The 12476-nt window shown below is 41.9% G+C and carries 11 protein-coding genes; 5 read left to right on the forward strand and 6 right to left on the reverse strand.

The window, feature by feature from the left end; all coding sequences use genetic code 11:
* Nucleotides 1-17: 17 nt before the first annotated feature.
* From lepA to rpoE, 5 genes are all read right to left on the reverse strand, one after another.
* Nucleotides 18-1814: a translation elongation factor 4 gene (gene lepA / locus KDJ85_RS07110; protein ID WP_225819241.1), complete on the reverse strand. Its 1797-nt coding sequence runs from the start codon at nucleotides 1812-1814 to the stop codon at nucleotides 18-20.
* A 386-nt stretch (nucleotides 1815-2200) separates the two neighbouring features.
* On the reverse strand, nucleotides 2201-2665 hold the full coding sequence (gene rseC, locus KDJ85_RS07115; RefSeq protein WP_225819051.1) for a SoxR-reducing system protein RseC: 465 nt from the start codon (nucleotides 2663-2665) through the stop codon (nucleotides 2201-2203).
* A 3-nt stretch (nucleotides 2666-2668) separates the two neighbouring features.
* On the reverse strand, nucleotides 2669-3619 hold the full coding sequence (gene rseB / locus KDJ85_RS07120) for a sigma-E factor regulatory protein RseB (RefSeq protein ID WP_225819052.1): 951 nt from the start codon (nucleotides 3617-3619) through the stop codon (nucleotides 2669-2671).
* Nucleotides 3619-4242: an anti-sigma-E factor RseA gene (gene rseA, locus KDJ85_RS07125; RefSeq protein WP_225819053.1), complete on the reverse strand. Its 624-nt coding sequence runs from the start codon at nucleotides 4240-4242 to the stop codon at nucleotides 3619-3621. The genes rseB and rseA overlap by 1 nt, the downstream gene beginning before the upstream one ends.
* A gap of 59 nt (nucleotides 4243-4301) precedes the next feature.
* A complete protein-coding gene (gene rpoE, locus KDJ85_RS07130; RefSeq protein WP_206082517.1) occupies nucleotides 4302-4880 on the reverse strand; it encodes an RNA polymerase sigma factor RpoE in 579 nt (192 codons plus the stop codon).
* Between the two features lie 394 nt (nucleotides 4881-5274).
* On the opposite strand from rpoE, the gene nadB reads away from it, so the two are divergent.
* Nucleotides 5275-6870, forward strand: a complete 1596-nt coding sequence (nadB, locus tag KDJ85_RS07135; protein ID WP_225819054.1) for an L-aspartate oxidase — start codon at nucleotides 5275-5277, stop codon at nucleotides 6868-6870.
* Between the two features lie 36 nt (nucleotides 6871-6906).
* Here the strand turns inward: nadB and trmN are convergent, their stop codons facing one another.
* Complete coding sequence (trmN, locus tag KDJ85_RS07140) at nucleotides 6907-7641, reverse strand: tRNA(1)(Val) (adenine(37)-N(6))-methyltransferase TrmN (RefSeq protein WP_225819055.1); 735 nt, start codon at nucleotides 7639-7641, stop codon at nucleotides 6907-6909.
* Between the two features lie 155 nt (nucleotides 7642-7796).
* Between trmN and KDJ85_RS07145 the strand changes: the two genes are divergently transcribed.
* From KDJ85_RS07145 to srmB, 4 genes are all read left to right on the forward strand, one after another.
* The gene (locus KDJ85_RS07145; RefSeq protein WP_225819056.1) at nucleotides 7797-8528 is read left to right on the forward strand and encodes an IclR family transcriptional regulator; all 732 of its coding nucleotides are present in this window, start codon (nucleotides 7797-7799) and stop codon (nucleotides 8526-8528) included.
* A gap of 2 nt (nucleotides 8529-8530) precedes the next feature.
* Entirely contained in the window at nucleotides 8531-9448 is a 918-nt protein-coding gene (hutG, locus tag KDJ85_RS07150; protein WP_225819057.1) for a formimidoylglutamase, read from the forward strand.
* A 302-nt stretch (nucleotides 9449-9750) separates the two neighbouring features.
* Complete coding sequence (gltS, locus tag KDJ85_RS07155) at nucleotides 9751-10956, forward strand: sodium/glutamate symporter (RefSeq protein WP_225819058.1); 1206 nt, start codon at nucleotides 9751-9753, stop codon at nucleotides 10954-10956.
* A gap of 180 nt (nucleotides 10957-11136) precedes the next feature.
* Complete coding sequence (gene srmB / locus KDJ85_RS07160) at nucleotides 11137-12474, forward strand: ATP-dependent RNA helicase SrmB (RefSeq protein ID WP_225819059.1); 1338 nt, start codon at nucleotides 11137-11139, stop codon at nucleotides 12472-12474.
* Nucleotides 12475-12476: the final 2 nt, after the last annotated feature.

Raw genomic sequence — 12476 nt, forward strand, 5'->3', positions numbered from 1 at the left:
TGAGACTCCTTGTAAACTTAGTTGTCTTTACCAACATGCAATATAGCAAGGAACGCTTCTTGTGGTAGCTCAACGTTACCCACTTGTTTCATACGTTTCTTACCATCCTTTTGCTTCTGCAACAGTTTCTTCTTACGGCTAACGTCACCGCCATAACATTTGGCAAGTACGTTTTTACGCAACTGTTTAACTGTAGAACGAGCAATAATATGGTTACCAATCGCGGCCTGGATAGCAATATCAAACTGCTGGCGAGGGATCAGTTCTTTCATTTTCTCGACCAATTCACGACCACGATATTGTGAGTTTGCGCGGTGTGTAATCAATGCTAATGCATCAACACGTTCGTTGTTGATAAGCACATCAACCCTAACCATATCTGATGGCTGAAAACGCTTAAATGCATAATCCAATGACGCATAACCACGAGATGTTGATTTCAAACGGTCGAAGAAATCCAGTACGACTTCAGACATAGGAATGTCATATGTCAAGGAAACTTGATTACCATGATAGACCATATTGGTTTGAACGCCACGTTTCTCAATACAAAGTGTAATCACGTTACCTAAGTATTCTTTAGGCATTAACATGTGACATTCTGCAATTGGCTCACGCAGTTCTTCAATATTGTTTAATGCTGGTAGCTTTGATGGGCTATCCACATAAACAATCTCACCGTTGGTTTGTTGAACTTCATATACAACCGTTGGTGCCGTAGTGATCAGGTCAAGATCGTATTCACGTTCTAAACGTTCTTGAATGATTTCCATATGCAATAAGCCAAGGAAACCACAACGGAAACCGAAACCTAAAGCAGTCGATGTTTCAGGCTCATAGAATAAAGAGGCATCATTTAAGCTAAGCTTACCTAGCGCATCACGGAAACCTTCATAATCATCAGAACTAACAGGGAATAGACCTGCATAAACCTGTGGTTTTACTTTTTTAAAGCCTGGTAGTGCTTTTTCCGCAGGATTACGAGCGCCCGTTAAGGTATCCCCTACTGGCGCACCAGTGATGTCTTTAATTGCGCAGACTAACCAGCCTACTTCGCCACAACTAAGTACATCACGGTCGATTTGTTTAGGTGTGAAAATACCAAGGCGATCAGCGTTATAGACCTGTCCTGTACTCATGACTTTAATTTTATCGCCTTTTTTCAGTGACCCGTTTTTAATACGAATCAACGAAACAACGCCTAAATAGTTATCAAACCAAGAGTCAATAATCAGTGCTTGTAGTGGGGCATCCGCATCGCCAACTGGGGGTGGGATCTCCTTAACAAGGCGTTCAATCACATCTTGAACACCAATACCCGTTTTTGCAGAACAGCGAACGGCATCGTGGGCATCAAGGCCTACAATGTCTTCAATTTCATCAGCAACGCGCTCTGGGTCTGCCGCTGGCAAGTCAATCTTGTTTAAAACAGGAACGACTTCTAAATCCATTTCAATCGCTGTATAGCAGTTAGCTAATGTTTGCGCTTCAACACCTTGCCCTGCATCGACAACTAACAATGCCCCTTCACACGCCGCAAGAGAACGCGAAACTTCATAAGAGAAGTCAACGTGGCCTGGTGTGTCGATAAAGTTTAATTGGTAGGTTTCACCGTCAGAGGCTTTATAATCGAGCGTAACGCTCTGTGCTTTGATGGTAATTCCACGCTCACGTTCCAGATCCATTGAATCTAAAACCTGCGCTGCCATTTCGCGATCCGTTAAACCACCACAAATCTGAATAATACGATCAGATAACGTGGATTTGCCATGGTCGATATGAGCAATGATAGAAAAGTTTCTTATATTATTGATTTTCAAGGTAATATCTTCTTTTAAATTGCCTTACAAAATCAGTTTTGTGCAAATATCGCGACAAAACTAAAATGCTATGATTATCACAAGATTGTTAATTAGCAGCATTTTACATATAAGACCCCGCTAACACAAAGATTCAATGTAAAACAACTGTAAACTTGCCAAAGGTTAATGAGTTAGAGCACTAATTTAGCGCTAATTTAACCCTCTAAATACTCATTTATTACGAATAATAACAAGCCTATTTTGATTTTTATCTCAAAAGAGGCTGAAAAATCAATTAATTGATTATTTAAACCAATAAACTACAAAAGGAAAACATCACGTTTTCCCCCTTTTTTATCATGGTATCAAATAATGAATTGAATACAATCTATTGATATTTAGCAGTTAACCTGTACTGAAAGCTCGGAAGGTGGTAAACCTATTTGCAAGACGACAGGCTGAAATGCGTCATCATCACGCCAATGAGAAGCTAATTTCCGTGCAGTATAAAAACCAACCACACCACCTACTACACCAGAAGTCGCTACCAAAAATTGGCTAAAATCAAACGATTGAGCTAACCCAGCAAAAATAAACAATCCTAAAATTGGCGTTAAGTACACCAGCATCGCCGAACGAATTAAACTCCCTTCGGGAATACCAACCTCGATTTTTTGTCCTACGACTAAAGGCTGCTCAATAGCAATTTCTAATTCATGTTCCGTGTTCGGCCCTATTTTGCTGAGCGCATAAGAGCCACACGTTTTACGAGCACCGCAACTTCCACATCCTGATGAAGAGCCATAACGCAGCAGTGCCCTTCCGTTTTGCCAACGAATGACAGTTGCCCACTCTTTTACCATAACCTACTCCCGAAACTGAACACTACCTGCGATAACTTGTGCCGTTGGTAAAGGTAATTCGCCAATTACTGTAATGACATTTTGCTTTTGTGTCATAGTATAAATTGAACGACGCCCATTTTGCATTGGTTGATCTAACAACGGGCCTTTCACCGATTTTGTCACATTCACAGAGAAGGTAAATAACCCATCGCTGAACATTGCACTTTCCACAACGTCATCTTCACTTAATTTACGTACAGAACGCGATGTTTCTTCAAAGCCTGGAGGAAGCATCCCCACTTGCCATTTGAAGGATGGTGCCGTATTTTTCGGATATACCAATAACGGCGGCATGTTCACCTTACTCAATGCAAGTAGTGAATCATTCACTGTTTTACTATCTAGCACTGTAGAGATAACCCGAAATTGCTCTAACGTTTGGCTGTTATTATCTAACAAATCAATACGTAGCGGCAGTTTCGTTTCCTCATCGATTAATAGTACATAATTAAATCGGGAATTGTCTTTCGATATTATGCGGATCACCAAAGCAGGTCGATCACCAATATGTGTGCGCCCCGCATCAATAAAATTGTAGTAAGGCTTTATCTGTTCATAATTTGTAAATAAAACAGACGGTAAATTATCAACGATATTTTGACCATTCAAACTAAACGCATCGAAGCCTGGCTCAAAGTAACTAATCCTATTACCTTTTTGAACAATCTCTCGGCGTGATGAATCCATCTGGATCATTTGTGAAACAGGAATACCGTCAATAATTGCATGGCGATATCTTACAGGTGTAATTGTTTGCGGGCTGAATGTCATAAATGACATTTCATAAGAAAGGTTTTGGGCAGCATTCCCCATTTCTTTAAAAAGAACATCGGCACCCTGTTCAGATGCCGAAGCTTGATTAGAAATAATCAGGCTGCCCGTCAGGCAGATGACGGATAACCATTTTTTCATTATTTCAGCTTAACTCCTGCCGCAGATGCAGGTTGTTCAGACTGTTGATATTGCTGATTCAGCATCGAGCGTCTTTCAATTTCATATTGTTGCAGCATCGAATTAATACGTTGATTTTGTTGTTCAACCTGTTGCAGTTGTTGTTCATTACCAAATAATTGGTTATCTGAAATATTCAGGCTTACAGGCGCACCACTTCCAACAGGAATGGTATTGAACATTGGCTCATCAACGGTGGAATCAACAGCATTACTTTGGTTGTACTGTTGTACCCCCACAATAACAGCTAATGAAACACATGCTGCAACACCAATTTGAGTTATTTGGCTCGCCCAAGGACGGATTTTACCCCAGAACGGGAAAGCCCCCCAAGTCGCAGGTTCAGGCTGCGATTCGACAACTACCTGAGGATTAATACGCACAGCTTCATTCTCTAATGCCGCCGCAACGTTACTTGCAATATCAAAATGTATGACATCGCCAGTATCATTACGTAGAGTATCACGAATAAGATGATAGCTCTCCCAACGTTGTTTTAACGTTGAATCACATGAAATGGCGTTTACAAGCTCTAAATCTAGAGCTTCGCCATCCATCATTGCGGAAAGTTTCTCTCTTTGCATGCCCAATTACCTTCAGTTAATTGCATCACAATTATAATTAATCTACTGATTTAATAGCGTTAGTGCTGTTGAATCAGAGGTTGTACTTTATTATCAATCGCTTCCCTTGCCCTAAAAATACGGGAACGTACAGTACCTACTGGGCAATCCATAATTTCAGCGATTTCTTCATAGCTCAAACCATCAAGTTCACGAAGTGTGATTGCCATTCGTAAGTCTTCAGGCAAGGATTCAATGGTTTTGAAAACAACTTTCTTTAATTCTTCAGACAACATTAAGTTCTCTGGGTTCGAAATTTCTTTTAAAGCACCGGCGGTTTCAAAGTTTTCAGCATCACTCGCTTCAAGATCTGACGCGGGAGGGCGTCTGTCTTGTGCGACTAAATAATTTTTAGCCGTATTGACCGCAATACGATAAAGCCAAGTATAAAATGCGCTGTCACCACGAAACGATCCAATAGCACGATACGCTTTTATAAATGATTCTTGTGCTACATCAGGCACATCCGCTTGCGGTACATAACGGGATACTAAACTTGCAACTTTGTGCTGGTATTTAATTACCAGTAAGTTGAAAGCTTGTTGATCGCCTTTTTGTACCTTTTCAACCAATAATTGGTCTGTTAATTGCTCGCTCATTTCGGGAAGCATCTCCCGAACTCAGGCTGATAATATGTTGACTTGTTCATGTTCTCCCATCCTAAAGCAAGCACTACTTTGAGTTATAGAAACCATTGAAGTTCAATTTAATCTAAAAAAATAGTCAAAAATTTACAAAAGTGCTGGATTTCCATTTTCGAAGATCCCAAAGATCCTTATTAAAACAGTTGTATACAAATACCTTGTAGGTCAAGAACACAGCATACGGATTTTGCAAATGAATGCTATAGCTATCACATTTATTCGATATGAATAAGTAAATAGACCTAGCTCAAGATAGTGACTGTAAACATCTATCCAGCAATAGTAATCGACAATCTGATAGGCTAACATAAAAAAACACACTACATACTATTATATACAGCAAACACTCATGAACGGATCCACACAGCATTACACTGATATTTTAATCATTGGCAGTGGTGTCGCAGGGCTATCCGCCGCCTTACGTCTTGCACCTTTCCACCAAGTGACTATTTTGAGTAAAAGCAGCTTGAGTGAAGGCGCTTCTTATTATGCCCAAGGTGGTATTGCCGCCGTATTTGATGATACCGACAGCATCGAATCCCATGTTGAAGATACCCTCATTGCAGGAGCAGGCATTTGTCATAGAGGTGCAGTTGAATTTATCGCCTCCAATGCAAAAGAATGCGTGCAGTGGCTTATTGACCAAGGTGTTTTATTCGATACTGAAATCACAGAAAGTGGCGAGACTCAGTACCACTTAACGCGAGAAGGTGGTCACAGCCATCGTCGCATACTTCACCATGCTGATGCGACAGGAAAAGAAGTTGAAACTACGCTTGTTGACCTCGCTTTTGCTCACCCGAATATCCATATAAAAGAACGCTATAATGCTGTTGATTTAATTCTATCCGAAGACAAGGCACCCTCACGTATTTTGGGGGCTTACGTTTGGAATCGGAAACAAGAGCAAGTTGAAACGATCCGCGCCAAAACCGTTATTTTAGCCACAGGTGGCGCGGCAAAAGTCTATCAATACACCACTAACCCCGATATTTCGTCAGGGGATGGCATTGCAATGGCATGGCGGGCAGGTTGCCGTGTTGCTAACTTAGAGTTCAACCAATTTCATCCCACTTGCCTATTCCACCCACAAGCACGAAACTTTTTACTTACCGAAGCATTACGGGGTGAAGGCGCGTATTTAAAACGCCCTGATGGCAGCCGCTTTATGCCTGATTATGACGAACGAGAAGAACTTGCACCTCGTGATATTGTTGCACGAGCCATTGACCACGAAATGAAACGTCTTGGCGCAGACTGTATGTATCTTGATATCAGCCATAAGCCAACCGATTTTGTGCAACATCATTTCCCAACTATTTATGCCAAATTAATGACGCTAGGGTTAGATATCACCAAAGAACCTATTCCTATCGTGCCCGCGGCACATTATACCTGTGGCGGAGTGATAGTCGATCACACGGGTATGACTGATATTGCCCACTTATATGCTATTGGTGAGGTTAGTTATACTGGCCTACACGGAGCGAACCGCATGGCATCTAATTCATTGTTAGAATGCCTTGTATATGGCTGGTCAGCCGCAGAAAACATCAAATCGACACTGCAAAATATTGCTGAAGTCCCACATTTACCTGAATGGGATGAAAGCCGAGTACATAACTCCGATGAACAAGTTGTAATCCAACATAACTGGCATGAATTACGTTTATTTATGTGGGACTACATGGGGATTGTGAGAACCACTAAGCGCCTCGAACGGGCGCTCAGACGTATTCATTTATTACAGCAAGAAATTCATGACTATTATGCTAACTTCCGTATTTCCAATAACTTACTAGAGTTACGAAACCTTGTACAAGTCGCGGAGCTAATGGTGCGATGCGCTTTAGCGCGCAAAGAAAGTCGTGGGCTACACTACACATTAGACTATCCAGATATGTTAGAAAATTCAGGTCCAACTGTCCTGAAACCTGAATAAAGCCACGAAACCAACGGAATAACTGTTCCGTTGGTTTTAATATTTAAGGTAAAACGGCTGAATCAATGCGCGAAAATCCTCAGTATACTCACCGCTCTGTGCTTTTAGTGCTAAATTGCTTACCTGAGTGTGTGAATTAACTAACCGCAAACCCAATAACATACGGTGAAATGGTGTTGTTGGTTTGTCACTAACATTGACTCTCAACGCCGTAAACCACCCCCTACTTTCAGCCATTGCTTGCACTTTCTCACCAACTTCATACGGTAGCACTAAACAAAATAACCCATTTTCCGTTAAACAACGCTGTGCACATTCTAATAGTACGTCATGGGTTAGTGCGCCTGTATAGCGCGCTTGGTCACGTTGTTCATCTCGACACGCCACCGCGGGCTCAAAATAAGGCGGATTGCTTACAATCAAATCATATTGAGTGAGTGAATGCTGACTATAGTGAATAATATCCTGATTGATGATCTGTAACTGTTTCGCCCAAGGTGACGCCACAAAATTACATTGAGCTTGCTGCGCAGCTTGAACATCCAATTCAACAGCATCAATTTGTGCACTTTGTTGTCGCTGTGCCAACATTAGCGCGACTAACCCACTCCCACTACCGATATCCAATGCAAATTGAACATGACCAATAGGTGCCCATGCCCCTAATAATACGCCGTCAGTGCCCACTTTCATTGCACATTGGTCATGGGCCACAAAAAACTGTTTAAATGTAAACCCACCTTTTCGGTAGTTTTTTTTCTGATTGCTCATCCACACACTCTACTTACCTGGAACTGACCATTTTCTCATATTGAGCAAATAAAAGTCATCATTTAACCTATTCGTTACAATATAATTCTTATAATATGAGAATTATATTTGAGGCACAAAAAGTTTACTGCTAAGTTCGAAAAAAAGGAGATGCGATGAACAGCATTAATAGAACCCTAGATGTCTTGTCCTACATCACGAGTTGCGCATCCCCAGTGACGCCACAGGTTATTTCAACTGCGCTGGACATTCCATTATCAACAGTTTATCGCTTACTGACAATTCTCATAGATTGGGAATTTGTGTCTCATGCAAAGCAATATGGTACTTATTGTGTCGGCTCGCAGAGTATCAAAAATCACGAAAAATACTATCACCACAGCTTATTGATGGAAGCCACAAAATCAGAACTTCAATCATTAGCGAAAAAAACACGAGAAACCGCAGCGATTATCACCTCAAATCTGCGAGAAACGATTTGTGTAGACATGATAGAAAGCGAACAAGCCTTACGTTGCTCATTTATCATTGGTCGCGGTAATACCCTAATCAAAGGGGCCAGTGCCAAAACATTGTTAGCTTTTCATCAAACACAGTACCAAGAATACGTGTTTGAGATACATGCAAAACAGCTTGTTTCTGACGTCGATAAGCTGAAATTACAACAAGACTTACAGCAGATCCGCAAACAAGGCTACGGCACATCAACCAGTGAGATCGATGAGGGGGTCTTTGGCGTTTCCGCCCCGATTTTTAAAGGAAATGATGTACTGGCCGTCGTCTCTGTTATGGCTCCTGAATTTCGCTCAACTCACCGTGTTGACGAGTTAATTATGCATACACGTCAAGCGGCAGATAACATCACTAAATTGATTAATTTGGAGTAACTATGACACAACCTTTCCAATGGCAAGGGCGCACGGATGGTGAAACACAAGAACATTTGCGTATTCATCAAGTGATTAACAAAGTATCACCCGCACAATTTACGTTGATAGGCTTTGCCTCTGATGAGGGCGTAAGACGCAATAAAGGCCGACAAGGGGCTAAAGCAGGGCCTGATGCTATTCGTCGCCAACTTGCTGGGTTACCTATCCACCAGCCGCTAGCCATGAAAGATCTGGGAACCGTGAGTTGTGATGATGGCGATCTTGAATCTGCACAACGCCGCTTATCTGACAAAATTATTGAAAGTTTAACTGCAAATGAGCACCCTATTATATTAGGTGGTGGCCATGAAGTGGCCTTTGCTAGCTTCCAAGGGTTATTTGATTATGTCGAACAAAATCAATCAGGCAAAACGATTGGGATCATCAATTTTGATGCCCATTTTGATTTACGTGAAGCCCCTGAAGCAACTTCTGGCACGCCTTTTTTACAATCTGCGCAATTATGTCAGAAACACCAGCGCCCTTTCCACTACCTGTGTTTAGGCATCGCTGATCATGGCAACACCAAGGTATTATTCGATACTGCAGACCGTTTAGGCTGCCAATACCTTCGTGATAAACAGCTAAGCTTTTCGCAACTTCCACAAGCTGTTAAACAACTTCAAGCATTCATCGATGGCGTTGATTATTTGTATATCACTGTGGATTTAGATGTATTCTCTGCCGCTATTGCCCCAGGTGTCAGCGCCCCTGCACCTAAAGGTATCTCTACCGAAACGTTTGATGAACTTTTTGCCGTTATTAAAGGCAGCAAAAAAATCGCCCTCTTCGATATTGCGGAGTGCAACCCTGAATTTGATATTGACAACCATACCGCCAAGCTTGCGGCTTATTTGATTTACCAATATTTATTCTAATAAAACAACACAACAATTCGACTGATAAATACAAATGCCTTTATAGCAACTCAGTAACAATGCCATAAAAATAATACATTGATGAGTTGTAGGTGACATGAAATTTATATGTCACCACTAGTTTATACAGTAATGCTGAACTTTGATTTCAAAGTCTTTTTTATGCCTTTAGATTTCAAGTTACAGCTAGGCGGCAAACTGGGTTATCCCTAGGAGCATACTGGAGTATGTGACTAGGGTGAGCCAGTGAAGCCAACAACGCTGTAGCTAGCAAGATAAAGGTATAACACAAAGGGAAACTTATGATTCTACACCTAGACACACTATCCACCTTATTCCTTACCGTCATCTGCCTCCTCATGGGCATCCACTTAAAAAAACGCATTGAGTGGTTACAACGATTTTGTATTCCATCTCCTGTCATTGGCGGATTTTTAGTGAGTTTAATCATTTGGGGACTGAAATCGTTCAACCTCGCTGAAATAAATTTTGATACCAGTTTACAAACCTTCTTGATGGTCGCATTTTTCACCACAATCGGTATTGATGGCAGTTTCCGAATTCTCAAAACAGGTGGTCGCTTATTATTTATGTACCTGTTTATTTGCTGGTTTGTGGTCATTTTCCAAGATACCTTTGGGGCAGGGTTAGCGCATCTATTAGGTATCGAACCTGTCATTGGTATTATGGCTGGCGGTGTTTCACTCACGGGTGGCCATGGTGGCGCTGCTGCCTTTGGCGGCATGGCCGAAGGACTTGGCGTACAATCAGCAACAGTTGCCGCGATAGCTGCCGCGACCTTTGGGTTAATTACGGGAAGCTTATTGGGGGGGCCAATCGCTACCTATTTGATTAAAAAATTCAATGTCCGTATTCAAGCAGACGAAAAAGTCGAAAAAATTCAAGTTCCTGAAACTATTGCAGGGAAAATTGAGTCTATCGATGCACATGCTTTCTTAAAAATGCTTGCCTTGATCTTAGGGATCATGGTCATTGGTCAATTTGCCTCTGCGCAATTCACTAAAGCCACTGGTTTTTCACTACCGAGCTACGTTGGCGCGATGATCATTGCAATTGTCATCCGTAATATTAATGATCAGGTTGAATTATTCCGTATCAACCAAAAATCTATCGATCTTATTTCTGAAGTGTCCCTCGGTCTTTTCTTAACTATGGCCATGATGTCACTGAAGATTTGGGAATTAAAAGCTGTGGCTCTCCCACTCTTTACCATTCTATTCGCACAAGTTGTCGTTTTAATTTTGCTCGTCATATTTGTTATTTTTAGGTTGTTAGGGAAAAACTACGATGCCGCAGTAATGTGTGCAGGTCTGATGGGGCATGGCTTAGGTGCAACACCAAATGCGATGGCGAACATGTCATCCGTTTGTGAACGTTACAAACAAGTTTCCATGAAAGCGTTTATGATTGTGCCATTAAGCGGTGCAGTACTCATCGACTTAGTGGGTATTCCATACCATACTTGGCTGATTAATATGCTTAGCTAACAAATATCTAGTTCAGGAGAGCTTCGGCTCTCCTGATTTCTTTTGTCATTTCGCTAATTTTTCCTCGAGTTATCGCTCCCTGTCTAACCTGAAAACAGTTACACTTGTGAAAAGCGGATTTTTTCAGGTGAACAATTTTGCTAACCTGTTTATAATCAGCGCCCCAAATAGAGGTATATCATGACTGCATCCACTTTTTCTGAACTTGATCTTGATGAAAGCCTAATTGACGCGCTGTCAGATAAAGGCTATCAACGTCCCACTGCTATCCAAGCTGCGGCTATTCCAGCTGCAATGGATGGTCGTGATGTGTTAGGTTCAGCACCAACAGGGACAGGTAAAACAGCGGCATTCCTGCTGCCAGCAATTCAACATTTACTTGATTTCCCAAGAAAAAAATCAGGGCCACCACGCGTTCTGATTGTCACGCCTACCCGTGAATTAGCTATGCAGGTTGCTGACCAAGCAAAAGAATTATGCGCACATAATCACCTAGACATTGCAACAATCACAGGTGGTGTTGCTTATATGAACCACGCTGAAATTTTCAGCGAAAACCAAGATATCGTTGTTGCCACAACAGGTCGCTTATTACAGTACATTAAAGAAGAAAACTTTGACTGCCGCGCGGTTGAGATTTTGATCCTAGATGAAGCTGACCGTATGTTAGATATGGGGTTTGCAAACGATATTGAAACTATTGCAGGCGAAACGCGCTGGCGCAAACAAACCATGCTATTTTCAGCGACGCTTGAAGGTGAAGCCATCCGTGACTTTGCAGAGCGCTTGCTAGAAGATCCCGTTGAAATTGATGCGGACCCATCTCGACGTGAACGTAAAAAAATCCAGCAATTTCATTACCGTGCGGATACCGTTGAACACAAAACTGCATTACTATGCCACTTACTGAAACAAGAAGAAGTGACAAAAGCGATTGTGTTCGTACGCAAACGTGAACGCTTACGCGAGCTTGTTCAGTGGCTACGTGAAGCAGGTATTGAGCCTTGTTATCTGGAAGGTGAAATGCCTCAAGCGAAACGTAACGAAGCGGTACGTCGCCTTGTTGATGGGCAAGTTAAAGTCCTCGTTGCGACGGATGTGGCATCACGGGGTTTAGACATCGATAACGTCAGTCATGTTTTTAATTTCGACTTACCAAGAACTGCTGACGTTTACTTACATCGCATAGGCCGTACTGGCCGTGCCGGTCGCAAAGGTACAGCAATTTCCTTAGTTGAAGCCCATGACTTCCCATTACTGGGTAAAATTACACGCTACATTGAAGACCCGATCAAAGTGCGTGTTATAGATGCCTTGCGCCCAACAACAAAAGCGCCATCTGAAGCGATGTTAAATAAGCCAAAACCATCAAAGAAAGTGCTGGCAAAGCGCAAAGAGAAAAAGAAAGAAGAACAAGCGAAGAAAAAAGAAAAAGTACGCCATCGCGATAAGAAGAATATTGGGAAACGTCGTACTCCAGTCAGTCCAGCTGCATCAGCAGTTAGCGATAAAGACTAATA

It is taken from the genome of Providencia vermicola, assembly GCF_020381325.1.
GTDB lineage: Bacteria > Pseudomonadota > Gammaproteobacteria > Enterobacterales > Enterobacteriaceae > Providencia > Providencia vermicola.

Bases quoted from the DNA above. Each gene is read 5' to 3' on its own strand.
- rseC (WP_225819051.1), bottom strand. From the start codon at position 2,665: ATGGTAAAAGAGTGGGCAACTGTCATTCGTTGGCAAAACGGAAGGGCA.
- rseB (WP_225819052.1), bottom strand. From the start codon at position 3,619: ATGAAAAAATGGTTATCCGTCATCTGCCTGACGGGCAGCCTGATTATT.
- rseA (WP_225819053.1), bottom strand. From the start codon at position 4,242: ATGCAAAGAGAGAAACTTTCCGCAATGATGGATGGCGAAGCTCTAGAT.
- rpoE (WP_206082517.1), bottom strand. From the start codon at position 4,880: ATGAGCGAGCAATTAACAGACCAATTATTGGTTGAAAAGGTACAAAAA.
- nadB (WP_225819054.1), top strand. From the start codon at position 5,275: ATGAACGGATCCACACAGCATTACACTGATATTTTAATCATTGGCAGT.
- trmN (WP_225819055.1), bottom strand. From the start codon at position 7,641: ATGAGCAATCAGAAAAAAAACTACCGAAAAGGTGGGTTTACATTTAAA.
- KDJ85_RS07145 (WP_225819056.1), top strand. From the start codon at position 7,797: ATGAACAGCATTAATAGAACCCTAGATGTCTTGTCCTACATCACGAGT.
- hutG (WP_225819057.1), top strand. From the start codon at position 8,531: ATGACACAACCTTTCCAATGGCAAGGGCGCACGGATGGTGAAACACAA.
- gltS (WP_225819058.1), top strand. From the start codon at position 9,751: ATGATTCTACACCTAGACACACTATCCACCTTATTCCTTACCGTCATC.
- srmB (WP_225819059.1), top strand. From the start codon at position 11,137: ATGACTGCATCCACTTTTTCTGAACTTGATCTTGATGAAAGCCTAATT.